Consider the following 21,665-nt stretch of genomic DNA (forward strand, 5'->3'; position numbering starts at 1 on the left):
GGGGAACGCGCCGGGCCTGAATCCGAATAATCCACAGGACGCTAGACCTCGTGTGGGGTCTGACACCTTGGAATTCAAATGTCTGCTGTTGCTGAAATCCCTGTCCCCAATGCCATGCCCGGCTCGGCGCAGCCGGCACGCCCTGCGCTTGCGCAGCGCTGGAATACGCTCGATCGCGGTCAGCGATTGCGCTGGGGTGCGCTTGCGGCGCTGGTTGCAGTGGGCTTGGTGGCGGCGGCGATGTTCTATCGCCAGCCCGATTACAAGCTGCTGTTTGCCAATGTCAGCGACAAGGATGGCGGCGCCATCGTGGCGCAGCTGACGCAGATGAACGTGCCCTACAAGTACAGCGAGGGCGGCGGCTCCATCCTGATTCCTGCCGACCGTGTGCACGATGTGCGGCTGAAGCTGGCCACGCAAGGCCTGCCCAAGGGCTCGGTCACTGGTTTCGAACTGATGGAAAACAGCAAATTCGGCATTACGCAGTTTCAGGAGCGCCTGAATTTTCAGCGCGGGCTGGAGGGGGAGCTGACCCGTTCCATCCTGGCGCTGAACGCCGTGCAAAGCGCCCGCGTGCATCTGGCGCTGCCCAATCAGAATGGATTTTTCCGCGAGCAGCAAAAGCCTTCGGCCTCTGTGCTGCTGAGCTTGCACCCTGGCCGTGTGCTGGATCGTGCGCAGATCGCTGGCATCGTGCATCTGGTGGCATCCAGCGTGCCTGAGATGGAGCCCACCGCCGTCAGCGTGCTGGATGACACGGGCAAGCTGCTGTCGCAGTCGCCCGACGGCAGTGCCGGCAGCGTGGACATGCAGCAGTTCCTCTACACCCAGCAGGTAGAGCAGCAATATGTGCGCCGCATTCTGGACATTCTGGAGCCCGTGGTCGGCAAGAACAATGTGAAGGCCCAGGTTTCGGCAGAGATGGATTTCAGCCAGACCGAATCGACTTCGGAGCAGCACCGCCCCAATCAGGCCGCTGATGGCGGTGCAGTGCGCAGCCAGCAGGTGATGGAAACCAATGCTGAAAAGACCGCCGTGCCGCCCACTGGTGTGCCTGGTGCCACCAGCAATCAGCCACCACAGAACTCCACTGCGCCCATCAATGGCGCCAATCCTGCACCTCAGGCGGCTGATGGCGGCCAGGGTCAGGGCCGTGGCCAGGGCAGCAAGCGCGAATCCATTACCAACTATGAAGTAGACAAGACCGTCAAGGTCACCCGTGGCAGCTCCGGCAATATCAAGCGCCTGACAGCCGCCGTGGTCATCAATGCGCCGCTGGCAGTGCCTGCTGGCGGTGATGCGGCAACTGCTGCCAATGCCGCAGCGGTCAGCGCTGGCATGCGCCCTTTGAGCGCGCAGCAGCAAGAGCAATTGCTGACGCTGGTGCGCGAGACCGTGGGCTATAGCTCCGACCGTGGTGACTCGGTGAATCTGGTCAGTGCGCCGTTTATGGAAAGCAGCGCTGCACCTGCAGAACTGCCTCTGTGGAAAGACCCTGAAGCACAGGCCATGGCCAAGAGCCTTGGTGTGCCGATTGCGCTGGCACTGTTTGGTGCGCTGGTGCTGCTGGGCTTGGTGCGCCCGATGCTCAAGGGCCGCAAGTCTGCGCCGGGCAGCCAGCTCAATGCGATTGAGGCCGAACAGCTCGATCGCCCCGCGTTGCCAGCTCCAGCGACCGAGCTGACACCCACCAAGGAGCAGCAGCGACTGGACCAGGCGCGCAGCCTGGCCAAGCAGAACCCGATTGCGGTGGCGAATATTGTGAAGACCTGGATAAACGGCGAGGGATAGAAGTCACCCCCTGAGGCGCTTTGCGCCTTCCTCCTCTCTCTACGCGCTGCGCGCTATGGAAGGGGGACGATGCCCTCGCGGCGGGGCGGCCCTTGCTCGGCATCCCTCGCTTGTGGCAGTTGAGTCATTGAAAGAGAGTTGTGAATATGGACGATAGAGGTTTGAACGACGCTGCCATCTTGCTGGTCTCCCTCGGAGAGGAAGAGGCGGCTGAGGTGTTCAAGCATCTGACGCCCAAGGAAGTGCAGAAGCTGGGCGAGACGATTGCGCGCATGCGTGGCGTGACGCGTGACAAGGTGGATTTTGTGATCGACCGCTTCACCAGCGATGCGGCTTCGCAGAGCTTGCTGGTGGATGACGCCAGCGACTATGTGCGCTCGGTTCTGAAGCGGGCGCTGGGCGATGACAAGGCTGCGCTGCTGATCGATCGTATCTTGCAGGGCGGTGATATCTCGGGCATTGAAAGCCTGAAGTGGATGGACCCTCTGTCAGTGGCAGAGCTGCTGCGCGGAGAGCACCCACAGATCGTGGCAGCGATTCTGGTGCATCTGGAGTATGAGCAGGCAGCCGCTGTGCTGATGCAGTTCCCCGACCGTTTCCGCAGCGAAGTCATGCTGCGCGTGGCCACGCTGGAAGGCATTCAGCCCGCTGCGCTCAAGGACTTGAACGAGGTGCTGTTTCAGGTGCTGGCCGGTGGCGACAAGGTGCGCAAGACCTCGCTGGGCGGTGTCAAGACAGCGGCCGAAATGCTCAACCAGCTGGGCGGCAATGCCGATGTGGCAGTGCTCGATTCCATTCGCCATTACGACCCCGAGCTGGCACAGAAGATCATGGACAAGATGTTTGTCTTCGACGATCTGGTCAAGCTCGACGATCGCTCGGTGCAGCTGGTGCTGCGCGAGGTGGTGTCCGAGACGCTGATCGTGGCGCTCAAGGGCGGCTCGATGGAAGTGCGCGACAAGATTCTGGCCAATATGTCCATGCGTGCGGCCGAGTCGCTGCGCGAAGATCTGGAAGGCCGCGGCCCCATGCGCCTGTCCGAAGTGGAAGCGCAGCAGAAGGAAATTCTCAAGGTCGTGCGTCGTCTGGTGGAAGAAGGCCAGGTAACCATTGGCAGCGGTGCGGAGGACAGCTATGTCTAACGGCCAGCCACCGCGCACCCACTCGCGCTTTATTCCGCAGGAAGAGATCGACAACAGCACCGTGGTGCAGTGGCGCTTTGGTGCGGTGGATGGACAGGGCGGCACTTTCACGCCCGCCCAGCCGGCAGCCTTTGTGCCCGCAGGCATGCATTTCAACGGCTTTTCGCCATCGATAGCCCATCAGCCAGCGCCCCAGCCTGAGGTGGCGGATGAGGCGTCGCAAGAGCCAGAGGCGCCCGCATTTGATGAAGCCCAGCTGCAGCAAATGCTGGATCAGGCGCGTGCCGAAGGCCATGCACAGGGCCTGAGCGAAGGCCGCACGCAGACGCAGCAGCAGTGGCAGCAGCGTCTGGACGACCATATCAACGGCGCAGGCCGCGAGAGCGCGCAGCGCGTGGACCATGTGCTGCAGTCGCTGGACGAGAACTTCAAGCAGATGCAGTCCGGCATGGCGCAGGAGCTGCTGAATCTGGCCTGCGATATTGCCCGCCAGGTGGTGCGCCAGGAGCTGCGCAGCCAGCCCCAGGCCTTGCTGCCCGTGATTCGCGAAGCGCTGGACATGCTGGTCGATGAAAGCCGGCCCGTCACCGTGCGCCTGAACCCTGCCGACTTTGAAGTGCTGGACCAGCCTTTGCGCACAGAGCATGGCGCGCACAGCCGCATTCAGTGGGTGGGCGATGCCGCCATTGGCACAGGCGATGTCAAGGTTGAATGCGGTGGTGCCGAAATTGACGGCAGCGTGGAAAAGCGCTGGCGCCGTGCCGTGGCTGCGCTGGGCCTGGTGTCCACCTGGTATGACGGGGACAAGGCATGAGCAGCGAACTGGGCGGCAACCTCTGGCCGCAATTCATAAGCCAGGCCAGAGCGCGCTACGCCCAGCCTGTGCCGCTGGAATGTCAGGGCCGCTTGACCAAGCTGACGGGCATGGTGCTGGAGGCTTCGGGCCTGCGCGTGCCCGTGGGCGCGCAATGCCATATTCACCAAGCTGGGCAGGAGCCTGTGCTGGCCGAGGTGGTCGGCTTTGCCGGTGAACGTGCTTATCTGATGCCTGCGGGCGATATTCAGGGCTTGTCCAGCGGTGCCATGGTGGTGCCTGCTGCGCCCTTTATTCCTGTGCCCCAGCTGGGTGTGGAACAAGGCGAAAAAATCAGCCAGACGGTGGGCGTGCTGCGCCTGCCCATGGGGGATGGCCTGCTGGGCCGTGTGGTGGATTCGCAAGGCGTGCCGCTGGATCGCGGCCCCGCACTGGATGGCGTGGTGCCCGAGGTGCTGGATCGCAATCCCATCAACGCCATGGACCGCGACCCCGTGCGCGAGTCGCTGGACACCGGCGTCAAGGCGCTGAACTCTCTGCTGACGGTAGGCCGCGGCCAGCGTCTGGGCCTGTTTGCAGGCTCGGGTGTGGGCAAGTCGGTGCTCCTGGGCATGATGGCGCGCTACACACAGGCCGATGTGATTGTGGTGGGCCTGATCGGCGAGCGTGGCCGCGAAGTCAAGGAATTTGTTGAAGACATTCTGGGCGCGCAGGACCGCAGCCGCGCTGTGGTGGTGGCGGCCCCCGCCGATGCGCCGCCGCTGCTGCGCATGCAGGGTGCCAGCTACGCCACGGCAATTGCCGAGCATTTCCGCGACAAGGGCAAGCATGTGCTGCTGCTCATGGATTCGCTGACCCGCTACGCCATGGCACAGCGCGAAATTGCCCTGGCCATTGGCGAGCCGCCTGCGACCAAGGGCTACCCACCATCGTGTTTTGCCAAGCTGCCCGCGCTGGTGGAGCGCAGCGGCAACGGCCTGCATGGCGTGGGCTCGATCACGGCCTTCTACACCGTGCTGTCTGAAGGCGATGACCAGCAGGACCCGATTGCCGATGCGGCCCGCGCCATTCTGGACGGCCACGTTGTTCTGTCGCGTGCGCTGGCCGAGACGGGGCATTACCCCGCTATTGATATCGAGCAGTCGGCTTCGCGCGTCATGCACAACGTGGTCTCGCGTGAGCACTTTGAACTGGCCCGCCGCTTTCGCGCCGTCTATTCGCGCTACCAGAAGGGGCGCGATCTGGTGCAGGTCGGCGCCTATGTGCCGGGGTCTGACCCGCAACTGGATGAAGCCATTGCGCTGCAGCCAGCGATGAGCAGTTTTCTGCAGCAAAGCATGTTTGAGAGCTCCAGCATGGAGCAAAGCCTGAGCGGCATGGCGCAGGCCATGCAGCATTGATCCGTCAGAGGGAGTAGTCGCAGATGTCGTCCTTGAATGCCTTGAACGTCGCTATTGAAGCTGCAGAGCGCAAACGTGATGCTGCCCGCACCGCCATGCAGGAACGCCAGCGCGCCCAGCAGGCCGCGCAGGCCCAGATGGATCAGTTGCAGGGCTATGTGGGTGAAATGCAGGCCCGCTGGGGGGCGCAGGAAGGTCTGGCTGTGCAGCCCGAAGTGATGCACCACCAGTATCAGTTCATGGAGCGGCTGCAGCACGCCATTGGCTTGCAGACCCGTGTGGTGGCTGATCAGGACATTCGTCTGGAAACCGCCCGTCAGGCCTTGCTGGCAGCGGAGCTGCGCGTAACCAGCCTGCAGAAAGTGGTGCAGGCCCGCAAGCGCGACATGGCTTTGGTGCAGATGCGGCGCGAGCAAAAGGAGACCGATGAGCGCGCCGCCATGGCCTTTTTTCGGCGCAGCTTCGGCCTGCAGCTCCAGGAGATCTGACGATGGCGGACACCAGAATTGACAGCTCTCGCAGCAGCGAGCCACGTACCGGCAAGGCTTCGGCACAGGCAATGGCATCTGCCAAAAGCAATGCTGCAGCCGGGGAGCAAGGGCAGGGCTTTTCATCGCTTCTGGCGGCGCTGGACGGCTTTGCAATGAATGGCTTGCAGCCAGCGACGACCGCAACATCGACCACGGCGCAGGATGAACAGACGGCCTTGCCCGGCCTGAGCGAGCAGGACGCGCTGCTGGCGGCGCAGGGGCATGCGCCCTGGATGAGTCTGGTTGCGCAGACTGCGCAGCTGGATGGGCAGGGCGATGTCGATATGCGCCAGGGCGCAGCAACAGATTTTCTCTCCGGGCGGGGTCAGGCCACGCAGCTGGCGCACCGCCAGGCTTTGCAGGTGGGTGATGCGGGCAGTTCCGGGGCGCATGCAGCGTTCATGGGCAAGGAATTGCAGTCCAATATGCCTCAAGTCCAGGTGGATCAAGCGCAGGCAGCTATGAATATGGAAGCGACAGCCCAGCCGCAAGTGCAGGAAGATGCCGCACAGGTGCAGGCCGAAAGCCAGAGCGCGCAGCCCGACGATGGCAAGAACGCCTTGTCTGTGCGTGCCGATGCGGCGCTGCACAAGCCTGTGGTTCAGTCGCCGCAGGGCATCAGCCTGCAAGGCATGACGACGGTGCAGCCGCAGACGCTGGACGGACTCAAGGACTTGCTGCGTGCCGCCAGGTCGCCGCAGCAGGAAGAAGGCGCTGTAAACAAGGCCGGTGGCACACAAGGCCCGCATGATTTGCTGGCGGCGGCCGCTGCCGCTGCCGTTGGGGCTGCCATGGGCGCGGCCAGCGCAGGCATGCAGGGCGGTGGGCAGAACGCTTCGGATTTTGGGCAGAACCTGGCGGGCCAGGATGCTGCGCCGACGGAGCGTGAGCAGGAAGTCTCCGAGCAAGTGGCCTTCTGGGTGCACCAGAAGACACAGAATGCCTCGGTCTCCATTCAGCACGAAGGCAAGCCGATTCAGGTGCAGGTGCAGCTCAACGGCCAGGAAGCGCATGTGCGCTTTGCTGCTGATGACGCGCAGGCGCGCCAGTTGCTGGCCGATGGCCAGGCGCAACTGCGTGAATTGCTGCAGTCGCAGGGGCTGAGTCTGAGTGGCGTCAGCGTGGATGCCGGGTCAGCGGATTCCGGCTCTGGCCGCCAGAGTGCCGATCAGCAGCCCGCGCAGGCCAGAACGGCGCGAGTGACGGTGGCCGCAGACATGGCAGGCGTGGCGGGAACTGCAGTATCAAATGCAACCAGAAATACGCAATCTGGCGTGGATTTGTTCGTCTGACAAGGCTGTGAACTGGCGTCAGCGGGGCTGGCGATGCGTGAATCAAGCCGGGATTCGCGCTTTTATTCCGGCAATGGTGCAGGAGGCGGACGGCGAATAATTCAGGCGTGGACCTTCTGTGTCGCAGCAATGGCTGCGGGGCGGTTGCAGTCCCTCACTCTTGAGGAAATTCCGCCGTGTCAGCCAACCCCAATGTCGCACCTGCCGCTCCTGCGAAAAGCAAGAAGCTGATTGTCATCGTGGCCATCATTGCCGTGCTGGCCATCGTGGCTGCAGCGGCCTATGTGTTGATGATGCAGCGTCAGCACAGCAGTGTGGACGGTGCTGAAGAAGAAGTCTCCGCCAAGGCCACCGTGCCCACCTTTCTGCCGCTGGACAATATGGTGGCCAACCTGTCTGACCCCGGTGGCGACCGTTTTGTGCAGCTGGGCATTACGCTGGAGCTGGCCGACGAGAAGACGGCATCTACCGTCAAGCAATACCTGCCCAGCATTCGCAACGGCATTCTGATGCTGGTGTCACAGCGCACTGCCGATGAGCTGCTGGCCCGTGAAGGCAAGGAAAAGCTGGCTGCCGACATTCTGGAAGAAGTGTCCGCACCACTGGGCTTTGGCGCGAACGCCAAGAAGCGCGCGCGTGACGATGAAGACGCCGACGAAGACCGCCCTCGCGCCAGCCGCAAGAGCCCGGTGCGTCGCGTGCTGTTTTCCAGCTTCATCATCCAGTAAGCAGGGAGGCGCTGCATGAGCGATTCTTTTCTCTCTCAGGAAGAGGTTGATGCTCTTCTGGAAGGCGTTACCGGCGAAAGCCAGCGCTCCGAGGTGGTGGAAGTCGATCTGGGCCAGATCCGCAACTACGACATCTCCAGCCAGGAACGCATCGTGCGTGGGCGCATGCCCACCATGGAAATCGTCAATGAGCGATTTGCCCGCAATTTCCGCATTGGCCTGTTCAACTTCATTCGCCGCAGCCCGGAAGTCTCCGTTGGCACGGTGACGGTGCAGCGCTACAGCGCGTTCCTGCGCGAGCTGGCGGTGCCCACCAATTTCAACATCATGGCCATTCGCCCGCTGCGCGGCAATGGTCTGATCGTGTGCGAGCCATCGCTGGTGTTCGGCGTGATTGACACGCTGTACGGCGGCACGGGCCGCTTGCAGACCCGCATTGAAGGGCGTGATTTTTCGACCACTGAGCAGCGCGTCATCAACCGCCTGGTCAATGTGATCTGCGAGGAATACAAAAAGGCCTGGCATGGCATTTATCCGCTGGAGCTGGCCTATCAGCGCTCGGAAATGCAGCCGCAGTTCGCCAATATCGCCACGCCCAGCGAAATCGTGGTCTCCACCGCGTTCCAGCTGGAGATTGGTGATATCACCGGCTCCATCCATATCTGCATGCCCTATGCAACGCTGGAGCCGATTCGTGATGTGCTGTATTCATCGACGCAGGGCGATGCCATCGAGGTGGACCGCCGCTGGGTCAAGGTGCTGACGCGAGAGATTCAGGCTGCCGAGGTCACGCTGGTGGCCGAGCTGGCACGGGCGGACGCCACGGTGGAGCAACTGCTGGCCATGCGCCCCGGCGATTTCATCGAACTGGACCGTGAGCCGCTGATTCGCGCCTCCATCGGCGGGGTGCCGGTTTTCGAGTGCCAGTACGGCACGCACAACGACAAATATGCAATCCGCGTGGAGCGCAGCCTGCGCGGCGGCGATTCAGGCTGGATGGGAGAGAAGCATGGCAATTGAAGACACCAACAAGCCCGCGGGCGATGATCCGTTCTCCGGCTGGGCCGAGGCGCTGGAAGAACAGCGTCAGCACGATCAGGCTGCATCCGGCCCGGATATGTCCGAGCAGGGCGGCCCGCTGAGCGGCGACGCCGCACGCAGCTTTGGCGATGTGCCGGTGCACGACATCAATATGGTGCTGGATATTCCAGTGCAACTGTCCGTGGAGCTGGGTCGCACCAAGGTGCCGATCAAATACATTCTGCAGCTGGCCCAGGGCTCGGTGGTGGAGCTGGATGCGCTGGCCGGTGAGCCCATGGATGTGCTGGTCAATGGCTACCTCATCGCACAGGGCGAAGTGGTGGTGGTCAATGACAAGTTTGGTATTCGCCTGACGGACGTGGTCACGCCGTCGGAGCGCCTGCGCCGGGTCAGCCGTGGTTGAAGGCGCAGCAGGCGCTGCCGCCAGCACGGCTGCTGTGACAGCCGCGCCGTCTATGTGGCCCACGCTGATTCTGGTGGCGCTGTTTGTGGCGGCCATGGCATGCCTGCCCTGGCTGGTGCGCAGATTGCAGCAGAAAAACCTGCTGCCCCGTGGCATGGGTATGGCGCGGGGTGCGGCGCCGCTGCAGCAGCAGGTGCTGGGCTCGCTGGCCATCGGCCCGCAGCAGCGTGTAGTAACCGTGCAAGTGGGCGAAGGCGATGAAGCCGTGCGCCTGGTGCTGGGCGTGACCGCGCAGCAGATTCAATGCCTGCATGTGCTGCAAGCCCAGTCTGCGCCTGCGCAAGCTGCTCACCCTTATGTAGCAAACCCGCCGAACCCTGCCTCGTTCACCGACTCACTGATGCGCGCACAGGCGGGTGACTCGGCCCGGAATTCTGGAAATGTCTAAGTTTGTACCGCGCACCGCGATGCGTGCCGCAGTAATGGCTGCTCTGGCCCTGCCGCTGGTGGCAGCGGCGCAGGGTGCGCCAGCCAGCCTGCCTTTGCTGGTGGGGCAGGGCGCAGGCGGCAATAGCTATTCGGTGCCTATTCAGACACTGCTGTTCTTTACAGCGCTGTCGTTTCTTCCCGCCATTTTGCTGTTGATGACGGGCTTTACCCGCATCGTCATTGTGCTGAGCCTGCTGCGCCAGGCGCTGGGCACGCAGTCGGCGCCGCCCAATCAGGTGGTGATCGGCCTTTCGCTGTTCCTCACCATGTTTGTGATGGGGCCCACGCTGGACAAGGTCTATCAGGAAGCCTATCTGCCCTATACACAGAACAGCATCAGCTTCGAGCAGGCCATTGAAAAAGCCGAGGCGCCTATGCGTGGCTTCATGCTCAAGCAGACGCGCCAGTCGGACTTTGCCCTGTTCAAGCGCCTGGCCAAACTGGATGCGAGCGTTACCGCCGAAACCGCACCGCTGCGTGTGCTGGTGCCCGCTTTTGTGACCAGTGAGCTGAAAACGGCCTTCCAGATCGGCTTCATGATCTTTATTCCGTTTCTGGTCATCGACATGGTGGTGTCCTCCATCCTCATGTCGCTGGGCATGATGATGCTGTCGCCGGTGTTGGTGGCTTTGCCGTTCAAGCTCATGCTGTTTGTGCTGGCGGATGGCTGGAATTTAATTATTGGGTCGCTGGCCGCAAGTTTTGCGGTCTAGCGAAGCGCAAGGAAAGTCATGACTTCTCAATTTGTTCTGACCTTTGGGCGCGAAGCACTGACTTTGCTGCTGATGATTTCCATGCCTGTGCTGGGTGTGGTCATGGGCGTGGGTTTGCTGGTCAGCGTCTTTCAGGCGGTGACCCAGGTGCATGAGGCCACGCTGGCCTTTGTGCCTAAGCTGCTGGCAGCGGTGGCCGTGTTTGCCGTGGCCGGGCCATGGATGCTGTCCACCTTGGTGGATTTCATCCGTCGAACCATTGAAGGCATCCCCGGAGCCGTCGGGTGATTTCTTTTAGCGAAGCGCAGATTGCCGCCTGGCTGTCGCCGCTGATCTGGCCTTTTGTGCGTGTGCTGGCGCTGTTCACCACGGCGCCGGTGTTTTCGCAAAAAGCCATTCCCATGCGGCTCAAGGTGGGGCTGGCTTTCTTGATTGCGCTGTGCGCGCAGCCAACGCTGGGCGATCAGACCGTGGTCAGCATTGCCTCGCCGCAGGCGCTGGGCACGCTGGTGCAGCAGATTGTGGTGGGCCTGTCCGTCGGCTTTGCCGTGCGGCTGGTGATGGCCGCGGTGGAAGTGGCCGGTGAAGTGGTGGGTTTGCAGATGGGGCTGAACTTTGCCTCGTTCTTTGACCCGACCAGCAACGCCCAGCTCAGCGCCGTGGCGCGCTTCATGGTGCAGATTGCCACGCTGCTGTTCATCGTCATCAACGGCCACCTGCTGGTGCTGATGGCCGTGCTCAAGAGCTTTGAGGCTTTTCCGGTAGATGGCAACTTCATGCAGGCCATTGCCCAGATGCGCATTCATGAGATGGGCAGAGCCGTTTTTGCCAGCGCGTTCTGGATTGCCCTGCCCATGATTGCCATGCTGCTGTTCGTCAACCTGGTGCTGGGCATCATCTCCCGCGTTGCGCCGCAGATGAATATCTACGCCGTGGGCTTTCCCGTCACGCTGACTGTGGGCCTGCTGGGCCTGACTGCAACCTTGCCCTTGCTGGAGCAGCCGCTGGTGGCCTTGCTGCAAAAAGGCATGGCGACTTTTGGCGTTTAGTTGAATAGAAACTATCAAAGTTGATAGCTGCTTGCGCAATATGGATAAGCGCTAGAGCCAGATTCCTTCAAAACTGGCACGCTCCCAATAGAGAGATAGCGAGCAAGCGCCGCCGCGCAGCGAAGCTGACGCCCCTTTCCATAGCGCGAAGCGCGTAGAGAAAGGGTGAGGCTGAAGAGAAACTATCAAGTTTGATAGCTGCTTGCGCAATATAGATAAGCGTTAGGGCCAAATTTCTTCAAAAATGGCGTGTCCCAACCCAGGGACAGCGAGCAAGGGCCGCCCCGCAGCTAGGCTGTCGTCCCCCTTCCGTAGCGCGCAGCGCGTAGAGAAAGGGGCGCCCGGCTAGGGGGAAGCGGCAAAGCCGCTCAGGGGGTTAAATCAGCCTATTACGTATGGCATAAGCCGTCAGCTCGGCATTGCTGCTCATGCCCAGCTTTTCCAGCACGCGGGCGCGGTACACGCTTACGGTCTTGGGGCTGAGCATCAACTCCTGCGCAATATCGGTCTGCTTCTGGCCGCTGGCAATTTTCAGCAGGGTCTGCATCTCGCGCTCTGACAAGGCCTCGTGCGGCACGGGCGCTGCGGGCTGGGCCAGGCTGTCGGCCAGCATCTGAGCCACTTCTGCCGTCAGATACTTGCGCCCGCCATGAACGGTGCGCACGGCCTCAATCAGCTGCATGGGGTCGCCCGCCTTGTTGGCATAGCCTGCCGCGCCGGCCTTGATGCTGCGCAGCGCGTACTGGTCCTCGGGGTACATGGAGACCATGATGACGCGAATCTGTGGATGCGTTTCGCGCACGCTGGCCAGCACCTCCAGGCCGTTGCGGCCCGGCATATTGATGTCCAGCAGCATCACATCGCAGGCAGCGTCGCGCAGGGCTTCGCGCAGCTCGGCATAGCTGCCGGCCTCGGCGGTAACGCGGATATCGGTGGCTTCGGCCAAGGTGTCGCGTATGCCTCTTCGCAAGATGGCATGGTCATCGCATAGCACCACATGGATCAAAGTCGCTCTCCCATGAAAACAGTCGGCAGCCGCAATACGAGCAAGTGCAGGGTGCTCATATTTCGATAACTGCCAGAGGAATGGTGAGGATGATAGAGCTTCCCCGTCCGGGCTGGCTGCTTACATCCAACCAGCCTTGTACGGTACGTGCGCGCTCATTCAGGCCTTTGAGGCCGAAGGACTGGGGCTTTGCGCGGTCTTGCACGCTCATGCCTACCCCGTTATCTGTTACTTCCAGTGTCAAAAAACCTTCATGGTCGGACAGCTCCAGCGTGACCTGGCTGGCCTGCGCGTATTTGCTGATATTGGTCAAGGCTTCCTGCGCCGTGCGATAGACCACGACCTGAAGTGCGGGTGCAAAGTCGGCCTGCTGGCAGTGCACATGCAGCCGGGCCGGAATGCTGGTGCGGCGCTCAAAATCCTGGGCCAACCATTGAATGGCAGCCAGCAGCCCCTGGTCCAGCACGGGCGGGCGCAGGTTTTGCATGATGCGCTGGCTGGCGCCCAGGGCGTGCTCCAGCATCTGCAGTGCATTCTGGGCATGTTCGCGCAGCGCCCCTTCGGGGCTGTTGCGCTGCATCCAGGCCAAGTCGAACTTGACGGCAGTCAGTGAACCGCCGATATCGTCGTGAATCTCGCGTGAGATGCTGGCGCGCTCCTGCTCGATACTGGTGTGCAGGTGCTCGGTCAGCTCGGCCAGGCGCTTTTCAGAGGCCGCCAGCTCCTGCATGGCGCGGCGGCGGGCGCGCCGGGCCTCGTGCACCTCCATGGCGCGCTGCACCACATGGGGCAGGCTGTTGATCTGGTCCTTGAGCAGGTAGTCGCTGATGCCCAGCCGCATGATGTCCACCGCTGCAGACTCCCCGATGGCGCCAGACAGCAGTACAAAGGGAGGATGCTCGGGCTGCTGGCGCACGATGTCCCAGACGTCCAGCGCGGTAAACCCCGGCAGGTGATAGTCGGCCAGGATTAAGTCAAAATTCTGCGCCTGCAGCGCAGCCTGGGTGGCCTGCAGGCTGTCAGCCACCGTGATCTGGCAGGCCAGTTGCCCGCGCTTGAGGCTCAGGCGGGCCAGGGTCTGATCGGCGGGGGAGTCTTCTATATGAAGGATGTTCACGCTCTGTTCCTGCAATTGCGCATAGCCAAGGGCGCTATCATTAGATACATTTTGGAACATGGTGGGCAAAAGTTGTCTGGTCGTGAGCAAAGAGCCGCGTCAGTGAACTGGAGCCAATTCTTTGCAGAGGGCATGGCGGGCAGCCCGTCGTGCAATGTCAATCGCTGTTGGAGTAACAATGCAGACAACGCAAAACCCATCGGGTGAGCCTGCAGTTGCCATGCCTGTCATGGTGGCTGCGGAGCTACAAGATGCATTGCTCGTCACGCTGCGTGACTTGCAGCGTCTTGAGGGGCTGCTCGACCATGCCACGCAGAATCTGCTGCAGCGCTTTGACGAGGCCAATGGCCAATTGTCGCATTCCAGCAAATCCGTGGACGGTGCGCTGGAGGGCGCCCGCGAGGCGCTGCGCCGTGCGGTGACCGAGCTGCAGTTTCACGATATGTCCTCTCAGCTCATTGCTCATATGTCCAGCACCCTGCAGGCCTGTGCGCTGCGGCTGGGGGCGGCCACCATGGGCATTGATGAGGAGGAAGACGGGCCAGCCTGTTTGCCCCAGTTGCCCGACAAACCCAATCCCGTCACGCAAAGCGAGATGGATGCAGGCTCCGTGGAGCTGTTTTGATCTTTTCCCCTATTTCCTGTTGCCCATCTGTTGGAGCTGTACATGCGATCGATTCTGGCTGTTGATGATTCCCCCTCGATGCGAAAGATGGTGTCTTTCACATTGACCGGGGCTGGCTTTAAGGTGGTGGAAGCCGTCGACGGAGTGGATGCGCTGGAAAAAGCGCAGACAGAGAACATTGATCTGGTCCTGGCCGACCAGAACATGCCGCGTCTCGATGGCATAGGCCTGACCCGCAAGCTGCGCGAAGACCCCAAGTTTCAGGGCACGCCCATCCTGATTCTGACCACGGAGTCCAGCGACCAGATGAAGCAGGCTGGCCGCGCGGCGGGGGCCACGGGATGGCTGGTCAAGCCCTTTGATCCCAATCGTTTGATCGAAGTCATTCAAAAAGTGCTGCGCTAAGCCGATAACAAGCCGATAAACCAGAACAACAGCAGGAATCACCATGGCGGACTTACACCAGGATGGCGCGGGCGCAGACTTTGACCTGAGCCAGTTCTATCAAATCTTTTTCGAGGAAGCGAGCGAGAACCTCGACCAGATGGAGCAGATGCTGCTCAGCCTGGACCTGTCTGCCGCCAACGACGAAGAACTCAACGGCATCTTTCGCTGCGCCCACTCCATCAAGGGTGGCGCTGCCACCTTTGGCTTCTCGGATGTCACCGAGCTGACGCACCGCATGGAGTCCCTGCTGGACCGTCTGCGTCGCCATGAAATCACGCCTGTACCTGCCATGGTCGATGTGCTGCTCGAATCTGCCGACGCCAGCCGCAGCCTGCTGGCCCGCCATCAGGCCGGTGGCGAGGGCGAGCCCATGTCCACCGCAGAGCTGGTGGTGCGCATCGAATCGCTGGCGCAGGGCCTGACGGAAATCCCTCAGGTCAGCCGTGCTGGCGCTGAGGCCCCTGTGGCAGAAGCTGTTGCAGCCCCTGTTTCGGCACCTGCCGTGGTGCAGGAGGCCGCTCCCGTCACCGCGCCGCAGGCCGAAGCTGCAACTTCCAGCGCGGTGGTGGGTACCGAGCCACCGGCTGGTGCGCGTGTGCTGCATATCCATATTGGCCCGCTGAGCCAGCTGGAGATGGGTGACGCGATCAAGGAGCTGTTCCGCGACATCCCCGGCCTGGGCACGATTCAGGATCTGCCCGGCGCTGCTGATGGCTTTCGGCTGTTTCTGGTCAAGACTGCATCCACAGACGATGAACTGCGCGATCTCTTCGTCTTTCATGTGGCCAAGGAGCAGGTGCAGATCAGCGCTGCGGCCGAGCCCGCCGCTGTTGCCGTAGTAGAGACGGCTGCTGCCGAGACCACTGCGGACGAAAGCGTGGTTCCGTCCATTCATTTGCCTGTGGAGGAGTCTTACGGCTTTTTCGCTGGCGCGCCCGGTGCGCCGGGAATGCTCTCAAATGCAGAGCATGTAGCCCAATCTGGTACGGCGGCAGCGGCTCAAAGTGCTTCTAAAGCTGCGCCCAAGGCAGCGGCCGCGCATATGGAGTCCACCAGCATCCGTGTGGATGTGAAGAAGGTGGATCAGCTCATCAATCTGGTGGGCGAGCTGGTGATTACCCAGGCCATGCTGGCGCAGAACAGCCAGGGGCTGGACCCCACGACCTATCAGCAGCTGCTGGCGGGGCTGGCTGATCTGGACCGCAACACACGGGACTTGCAGGAATCGGTGATGTCGATCCGCATGATTCCCATGTCCACCGTGTTCAGCCGCTTCCCGCGCATGCTGCGCGATCTGGCGGGCAAGCTGGGCAAGAAGATTGACCTCATCACCCTGGGCGAAGCCACCGAGCTGGACAAGGGGCTGGTCGAAAAGATCACTGACCCGCTGACCCACCTGGTGCGCAACAGCGTGGACCACGGTATCGAGATGCCGGAAGACCGGCTGGCCGCGGGCAAGTCGGAAAACGGCACACTGACGCTGGCGGCATCGCACCAGGGCGGCTCCATCGTCATTGAGGTGCGGGACGACGGCAAGGGCATGAACCGCGAAAAGATTCTGAGCAAGGCACGCGAGCGCGGCATGGACGTGTCTGATGCCATGCCTGACAGCGAAGTCTGGCAACTGATCTTCGCGCCCGGCTTTTCTACCGCTGAAGTGGTCACTGATGTGTCGGGCCGCGGCGTGGGCATGGACGTGGTCAAACGAAACATCACCTCGCTGGGTGGTACGGTGGAGATTGAGTCCGTCGCCGGTGTGGGCATGAAGGTGGCGGTGCGACTGCCGCTGACCCTGGCCATCATGGATGGCATGTCCGTCGGGGTGGAGGACGAGGTCTATATCCTGCCGCTGTCTTCGGTGGTCGAGTCCTTCCAGGTCAACCCCGACGATGTAAACACCGTGGCCAACGGCACGCAGCTGGTGAAGGTGCGCGACGAATACATGCCGGTGATTGCGCTGGAGCGCACTTTCCAGGTGCCGCGCGCTGATGAAAGCAAGACCAGCAACATCATGGTGGTGGTCGAGGCCGATGGCAGCCGGGTGGCCTTGCTGGTCGATGAGCTGCTGGGCCAGCATCAGGTGGTGGTGAAAAACCTGGAGAGCAACTACCGCAAGGTGCCCAATGTTTCCGGGGCCACCATTCTGGGCGACGGCTCTGTCGCCCTGATTCTGGACACCGGCGCCCTGGTGCGCCGAACCCGCCACTGAAGCGCAGCCAGCGCAACGCCAAACAATCTATCCGCATGGCCTGAGGCCGCAAGGAGCTGAAATGAACCAGACCAACAAGACTGCAGCAGGCGTGGCCACCGGCGCACGCGAGTATCTGACCTTCCGCCTGGGCGAAGAGGAATACGGCATCGACATCCTGAAGGTGCAGGAAATTCGTGGCTACGAGCAGCCCACGCGCATTGCCAATGCGCCCGAGTTCATCAAGGGCGTGGTCAATCTGCGCGGCACCATCGTGCCTATCGTGGACATGCGCCTGCGCTTTAACTGCTCCGAGGTGGAATACAACGCCTTCACCGTGGTCATCATCCTGAATCTGCGCAACCGCGTGGTGGGCATCGTGGTGGACTCGGTCAGCGATGTGATGGAGCTGGCGGCCGAAGCGATTCGCCCTGCACCCGATATCGAAAGCGCCATCGACAACGGCTGCATTCTGGGTCTGGGCTCGGTGGGCGAGCGCATGCTGATCCTGCTGGACATTGAAAAGCTCATGGGCAACGTCGATATGGGCCTGGTGGCCTCTGAAGCCTGATTGGTACCGGAATCAATGTGCTGAACTCGGACCGACACCCTTCCTCCTTGGCCGCCAGAAAACCGGCTGAGGCTGATGCTCCACTGGGAAATGCATTGGGCCCGCTGGCGCAGGGGCGCGAGTTCGCCTGGTCCGGGCGCGACTTTTCCAGAGTGCAGGCGCTGATCTACAAGCGCGCAGGCATCAGCTTGCACGATGGCAAGCACGCCATGGTGTACAGCCGCCTGTCACGCAGGCTGCGTGATACCGGGCATGACAGCTTTGCCAGCTATCTGGACTGGCTGGAATCCATCAACGATGGGCCGGAGTGGCAGGAGTTCGTCAATGCCCTGACGACCAATCTGACCTCGTTCTTCCGCGAAGCGCACCATTTCGAGATTCTTGCCCAGCACCTGCGCAGCCATAAGCCCGCAGGCAGTGGCTGGAAGGTGTGGTGCAGCGCCGCCTCGACAGGGGAGGAGCCGTACTCGATTCTGATGACGGCTGTGGAGAGCCTGGGCGCATCGACCAGCCTTGCGCTGACGGCCAGCGATATTGACTCGCGGGTGCTGGAAGTGGCCTCGCATGGGGTCTATCGTGCGGAAAACCTCAAAGGGGTCAGCACAGAGCGCCTGCACCGGTTTTTCTTGCGCGGGCGATCGGCCAATTCCGGCATGGTGCGCATCAAGCCTGAAATCCGGCGCATGGTGGATTTCATCAATGTCAACCTGATTGCCGGGGACTACGCATTTCGCGAGCCCTTCGATGTGGTGTTCTGCCGCAACGTGATGATCTACTTTGACGCCCCCACTCAGCGCCGCGTGCTGGAGCGCATTCACAAGGTGATGTCGCCCGGTGGCCTGCTATTTGTGGGGCATGCTGAAAATTTCAGCGATTCGCGCGATCTGTTCGCACTCAAGGGCAAGACCGTCTATGAGCGCCAGTGAAGCTGAACTGCGGAGGGCTGCCGCATGCTGAACCCGCCACGGGGTGAATCCATGGTGCATGCGGAGCGCCGTGCCGCCATGCGCATGCACAGCTATAGCGCTGCGGACTATCCCGATCCGGCGGGCGTGGCGCCGGTGGCCACGCTGGAGCAGCTCAAGCGCCAGCCGCGCCAGAATGGTGAAGCATCGTTCTTCTACTTCGACCCGCATTTTCAGCTCAGTGCCGCCAAGGTTCTGCCGGGGGAGTATTTCGTCTCCCGCCAGGAGATGGCCATAGTGACCGTGCTGGGCTCCTGCATTGCTGCCTGTCTGTGGGACCGCAGCATGCGCGTGGGGGGAATGAACCATTTCATGCTGCCGGATGGCGACAGCAGCGATGTTTCGGGGCGCTATGGCTCTTACGCCATGGAACTGCTGATCAACGAAATGCTGAAGCTGGGTGCCCGGCGTGAATCCATGCAGGCCAAGATCTTTGGCGGCGGCCAGGTCATGGCTAACTTCACCACCATGAATGTGGGCGAGCGCAATACCGCATTCGTCACCGAATACTTGCAGACCGAGCGCATTCCCATCGTCTCTCAGGACGTGCTGGACATCTATCCGCGCAAGGTAGTTTTTTTCCCGTCCACAGGCAAGGCCATGGTCAAGCGACTGGCCCATGCCCATCCCGAAGCGCTGGTGCAGCAGGAGATCAGCCGTGGCAGTGCCGCCGTTGTGGCGCGCAAGACAGCCGGCGGGTCGGTGGACTTGTTTTGAGGAAGGTTGAGCGTTGATAAAGCCAAAAATCCGGGTGATTGTGGTGGATGACTCCGCACTGGTGCGCAGTCTGCTGGCGGAGATCATCAATCGGCAGCACGATATGGAGTGCATTGGCACGGCCAATGATCCGCTGATTGCCCGCGAGATGATTCGTGAGCTGAACCCGGACGTGATCACGCTGGATGTGGAAATGCCCCGCATGGATGGCATTGATTTTCTGGGCCGTCTCATGCGTCTGCGCCCCATGCCGGTCGTGATGATTTCCACGCTGACCGAGCGAGGCGCTGAAGTCACCATGCGCGCCCTTGAACTGGGTGCCATCGATTTTGTGGCCAAGCCCCGTGTGGGTGTGGCCAATGGCCTGCAGGAACTGGCCAGTCAGATCGTGGACAAAATCCGGGTGGCTGCGGTTGCCCAGGTGCGGCGGCTGGCGGTTGCGCCCAGTGGCGTTGCGGCTGGCGCTGCCAGCCGGCCCGCTGCAGCGCCTCGGCCAGCGCCGCTTTCGGGCTTGCTGGGCCGTATTTCCACAGAAAAAATCATCGCCATTGGCGCATCAACCGGTGGAACCGAGGCGATCCGTGAGGTTCTGACCCATCTGCCTGCAGACTGCCCGGCCATTGTCATTACCCAGCATATGCCGCCAGGCTTTACCACCAGCTTCGCGGCGCGCCTCGATAGTCTGTGCCAGATGACGGTCAAGGAGGCTGTGCACGGAGAGCGTCTGCTGCCCGGTCACGCCTATATCGCACCGGGCGGCAAGCATTTCTCCATCACCCGCAGTGGTGCCAACTATGTGGCTGTGGTGGATGATGCGCCGCCAGTGAACCGCCACAAGCCATCGGTGGAAGTGCTGTTCAAGTCGGTGGCGGCCAATGCCGGGCGCAATGCCTACGGCATCATGCTGACCGGCATGGGCGCGGATGGCGCCATCGCCATGCGCGAGATGCGTGACGCTGGCAGCTACAACTTGGTTCAGGACGAAAGCACTTGCATCGTCTTCGGCATGCCCCGCGAAGCCATTGCGCATGGGGCCGCCGATGAGGTGCTGCCCCTGCCGCAGGTTGCCCCTGCCTTATTGAGCAAGCTGCGTGGCGGATCCGATCAGGTGCACCACCGCATCTGATTACATATAAAAATGAGCGCCTTGCGCTTGCCGTCTAATGAGTTGAAATGCTTTAAGCACTGAAACCCAAGAGAGGCAAGCGCAAGGCGCTCTCCTTATTGATGTTGTTGAATAGGTCTTGGCTTATTCAGACAGCGCCGTCCAGCGCTCCAGCGCTTCCATCAGCGCTTCGTCAATCTCTGCATCGCGCTGATGCATGGCAACGGCCTTGGTGTTGTCACTGGCAAACAGGCTGCCATCGGCCAGCGCATCCTGAATCTGCTTTTGCTCGGCTTCCAGTGCAGCGATGGTGGCGGGCAGGGTTTCCAGCTCGCGCTGCTCCTTGTAGCTGAGCTTCTTCTTGGGCGCTGCCGCTGCAGGGGCTGCTGTGGCAACGGGGGCTGCAGGCTTGGCTTCTTCCTTGGCGGGCGCCTTGGCCTGCGCCGCTTCGGCAATTGCCTTGCTGCGGCGAGACTGCTCCATCCAGTCCGTCACACCGCCTTCGTATTCACGCCAGTGGCCCGGGCCTTCCCAGGCAATGGTGCTGGTCACCACGTTGTCCAGGAAAGTTCGGTCGTGGCTGACCAGGAACACGGTTCCGTCATAGTTCTGCAGCAGCTCTTCCAGCATGTCCAGCGTCTCGATGTCGAGGTCGTTGGTCGGCTCGTCCAGCACCAAAACATTGGCGGGGCGGGCAAACAGACGCGCCAGCAGCAAGCGGTTGCGCTCGCCGCCAGACAGTGATGCCACGGGGGAATGCGCACGCGCAGGCGAGAACAGAAAGTCCGCCAGATAGCTCTTGACGTGCTTTTTCTGGTTGCCAATCTCAATCCACTCGCTACCGGGGCTGATGAAGTCTTCCAGCGTGGCATTCAGATCGACCTGATGGCGCATCTGGTCAAAGTAGGCCACCTGCAGATTGCCGCCCAGGCGCACCGTGCCACTGTCGGGGGCCAGTTCGCCCAGAATCATCTTCAGCAGCGTCGTCTTGCCAGCGCCATTCGGGCCCAGCAGGCCCACCTTGTCGCCACGCAAAATGGTGCCGCTGAACTTCTGAACAATATTCTTTTCGCCAAACGACTTGCTGACATCTGTCAGCTCGGCCACGATCTTGCCCTGATAGCCGTCGCCCTTGCCGGAAGCGATATCCATGTTCACACCGCCCAGTACATCACGGCGCTGCGCACGGCTGGCCCGCAGTTCCTGCAATCGGGTAATACGGCTCTGGCTGCGAGTGCGGCGGGCTTCCACGCCTTTGCGAATCCAGACTTCTTCCTGAGCCAGCAACTTGTCGGCCTTGGCGTTGATGACCGCCTCTTGTGCCAGCTGCTCTTCCTTTTGCAGCACGTACTGGGAGAAGTTGCCCGGATAGGTGCGCAAAATGCCCCGGTCCAGCTCCACAATGCGTGTGGCAATGCGGTCCAGAAAGCTGCGGTCGTGGGTAATGGTGATGACGCTGCCCTTGAAGGCAATCAGCAACTCCTCCAGCCACTCAATAGAGTCCAGATCCAGGTGGTTGGTAGGCTCATCCA

Annotated in this window: 23 protein-coding genes (1 of these 23 running past the window's edge); 20 read left to right on the plus strand and 3 right to left on the minus strand. The window is 61.6% G+C overall.

The annotated features are described in order from the left end of the window. Positions 1 to 78 precede the first annotated feature (78 nt). The 13 genes from fliF (at position 79) to fliR (ending at position 11,392) form a co-directional block, all read left to right on the plus strand. Positions 79 to 1,791, plus strand: a complete 1,713-nt coding sequence (gene fliF, locus JDW18_RS02455; protein ID WP_218242186.1) for a flagellar basal-body MS-ring/collar protein FliF — start codon at positions 79 to 81, stop codon at positions 1,789 to 1,791. A 146-nt stretch (positions 1,792 to 1,937) separates the two neighbouring features. After that, on the plus strand, positions 1,938 to 2,933 hold the full coding sequence (gene fliG / locus JDW18_RS02460; protein ID WP_218242187.1) for a flagellar motor switch protein FliG: 996 nt from the start codon (positions 1,938 to 1,940) through the stop codon (positions 2,931 to 2,933). Beyond that, positions 2,926 to 3,747 carry a FliH/SctL family protein gene (locus JDW18_RS02465; RefSeq protein ID WP_218242188.1) on the plus strand — a complete coding sequence of 274 codons (822 nt, stop codon included), beginning with the start codon at positions 2,926 to 2,928 and terminating at the stop codon, positions 3,745 to 3,747. Before fliG ends, JDW18_RS02465 begins: the two co-directional genes overlap by 8 nt. Beyond that, entirely contained in the window at positions 3,744 to 5,147 is a 1,404-nt protein-coding gene (fliI, locus tag JDW18_RS02470) for a flagellar protein export ATPase FliI (protein WP_218242189.1), read from the plus strand. Before JDW18_RS02465 ends, fliI begins: the two co-directional genes overlap by 4 nt. Before the next feature lie 23 nt (positions 5,148 to 5,170). Beyond that, positions 5,171 to 5,635: a flagellar export protein FliJ gene (gene fliJ, locus JDW18_RS02475; protein WP_218242190.1), complete on the plus strand. Its 465-nt coding sequence runs from the start codon at positions 5,171 to 5,173 to the stop codon at positions 5,633 to 5,635. A 2-nt stretch (positions 5,636 to 5,637) separates the two neighbouring features. Beyond that, positions 5,638 to 6,969 carry a flagellar hook-length control protein FliK gene (locus JDW18_RS02480; protein WP_218242191.1) on the plus strand — a complete coding sequence of 444 codons (1,332 nt, stop codon included), beginning with the start codon at positions 5,638 to 5,640 and terminating at the stop codon, positions 6,967 to 6,969. Positions 6,970 to 7,145: 176 nt separating this feature from the next. Beyond that, entirely contained in the window at positions 7,146 to 7,697 is a 552-nt protein-coding gene (locus JDW18_RS02485; RefSeq protein WP_218242192.1) for a flagellar basal body-associated FliL family protein, read from the plus strand. A gap of 15 nt (positions 7,698 to 7,712) precedes the next feature. Next, a complete protein-coding gene (gene fliM, locus JDW18_RS02490) occupies positions 7,713 to 8,717 on the plus strand; it encodes a flagellar motor switch protein FliM (protein ID WP_218242193.1) in 1,005 nt (334 codons plus the stop codon). Beyond that, positions 8,707 to 9,141, plus strand: coding sequence for a flagellar motor switch protein FliN (gene fliN / locus JDW18_RS02495; RefSeq protein WP_218242194.1), 435 nt, complete (start codon positions 8,707 to 8,709; stop codon positions 9,139 to 9,141). Before fliM ends, fliN begins: the two co-directional genes overlap by 11 nt. A gap of 52 nt (positions 9,142 to 9,193) precedes the next feature. Then, complete coding sequence (locus tag JDW18_RS02500; RefSeq protein WP_218243748.1) at positions 9,194 to 9,589, plus strand: FliO/MopB family protein; 396 nt, start codon at positions 9,194 to 9,196, stop codon at positions 9,587 to 9,589. Beyond that, the gene (gene fliP, locus JDW18_RS02505) at positions 9,582 to 10,343 is read left to right on the plus strand and encodes a flagellar type III secretion system pore protein FliP (RefSeq protein ID WP_218242195.1); all 762 of its coding nucleotides are present in this window, start codon (positions 9,582 to 9,584) and stop codon (positions 10,341 to 10,343) included. Before JDW18_RS02500 ends, fliP begins: the two co-directional genes overlap by 8 nt. Positions 10,344 to 10,361: 18 nt before the next feature. Continuing rightward, entirely contained in the window at positions 10,362 to 10,631 is a 270-nt protein-coding gene (fliQ, locus tag JDW18_RS02510) for a flagellar biosynthesis protein FliQ (RefSeq protein ID WP_218242196.1), read from the plus strand. Then, positions 10,628 to 11,392 (plus strand): flagellar biosynthetic protein FliR, encoded by a 765-nt coding sequence (gene fliR / locus JDW18_RS02515; RefSeq protein WP_218242197.1) that lies wholly within the window; start codon positions 10,628 to 10,630, stop codon positions 11,390 to 11,392. Before fliQ ends, fliR begins: the two co-directional genes overlap by 4 nt. A gap of 376 nt (positions 11,393 to 11,768) precedes the next feature. On the opposite strand, the gene JDW18_RS02520 is transcribed toward fliR, so the two are convergent. After that, a complete protein-coding gene (locus JDW18_RS02520) occupies positions 11,769 to 12,398 on the minus strand; it encodes a response regulator (protein ID WP_218242198.1) in 630 nt (209 codons plus the stop codon). A gap of 55 nt (positions 12,399 to 12,453) precedes the next feature. Beyond that, positions 12,454 to 13,575: a hybrid sensor histidine kinase/response regulator gene (locus JDW18_RS02525; protein WP_218242199.1), complete on the minus strand. Its 1,122-nt coding sequence runs from the start codon at positions 13,573 to 13,575 to the stop codon at positions 12,454 to 12,456. A 118-nt stretch (positions 13,576 to 13,693) separates the two neighbouring features. On the opposite strand from JDW18_RS02525, the gene JDW18_RS02530 reads away from it, so the two are divergent. The 7 genes from JDW18_RS02530 (at position 13,694) to JDW18_RS02560 (ending at position 20,154) form a co-directional block, all read left to right on the plus strand. Beyond that, complete coding sequence (locus JDW18_RS02530) at positions 13,694 to 14,140, plus strand: hypothetical protein (protein ID WP_218242200.1); 447 nt, start codon at positions 13,694 to 13,696, stop codon at positions 14,138 to 14,140. A gap of 42 nt (positions 14,141 to 14,182) precedes the next feature. Continuing rightward, positions 14,183 to 14,545: a response regulator gene (locus JDW18_RS02535; protein WP_218242201.1), complete on the plus strand. Its 363-nt coding sequence runs from the start codon at positions 14,183 to 14,185 to the stop codon at positions 14,543 to 14,545. Between the two features lie 43 nt (positions 14,546 to 14,588). Continuing rightward, positions 14,589 to 16,796 carry a chemotaxis protein CheW gene (locus JDW18_RS02540; protein WP_218242202.1) on the plus strand — a complete coding sequence of 736 codons (2,208 nt, stop codon included), beginning with the start codon at positions 14,589 to 14,591 and terminating at the stop codon, positions 16,794 to 16,796. 61 nt (positions 16,797 to 16,857) lie between these two features. Beyond that, positions 16,858 to 17,346 (plus strand): chemotaxis protein CheW, encoded by a 489-nt coding sequence (locus JDW18_RS02545; protein ID WP_218242203.1) that lies wholly within the window; start codon positions 16,858 to 16,860, stop codon positions 17,344 to 17,346. 17 nt (positions 17,347 to 17,363) lie between these two features. Next, on the plus strand, positions 17,364 to 18,272 hold the full coding sequence (locus tag JDW18_RS02550) for a CheR family methyltransferase (RefSeq protein ID WP_425514769.1): 909 nt from the start codon (positions 17,364 to 17,366) through the stop codon (positions 18,270 to 18,272). Between the two features lie 51 nt (positions 18,273 to 18,323). Continuing rightward, on the plus strand, positions 18,324 to 19,028 hold the full coding sequence (cheD, locus tag JDW18_RS02555; RefSeq protein ID WP_425514792.1) for a chemoreceptor glutamine deamidase CheD: 705 nt from the start codon (positions 18,324 to 18,326) through the stop codon (positions 19,026 to 19,028). Positions 19,029 to 19,044: 16 nt separating this feature from the next. Further along, positions 19,045 to 20,154, plus strand: coding sequence for a protein-glutamate methylesterase/protein-glutamine glutaminase (locus JDW18_RS02560; protein WP_218243750.1), 1,110 nt, complete (start codon positions 19,045 to 19,047; stop codon positions 20,152 to 20,154). A gap of 123 nt (positions 20,155 to 20,277) precedes the next feature. On the opposite strand, the gene JDW18_RS02565 is transcribed toward JDW18_RS02560, so the two are convergent. Continuing rightward, positions 20,278 to 21,665 carry the 3' portion of an ABC-F family ATP-binding cassette domain-containing protein gene (locus JDW18_RS02565; protein WP_218242205.1) on the minus strand. It continues 508 nt past the right edge of the window, so the window shows 1,388 of its 1,896 coding nt (coding positions 509-1,896); its start codon lies beyond the right edge, outside the window — the gene reads right to left on this strand; its stop codon occupies positions 20,278 to 20,280.

Origin of the sequence: Comamonas fluminis (genome assembly GCF_019186805.1) — a bacterium.
In the GTDB taxonomy this organism is placed as follows: domain Bacteria; phylum Pseudomonadota; class Gammaproteobacteria; order Burkholderiales; family Burkholderiaceae_C; genus Comamonas; species Comamonas fluminis.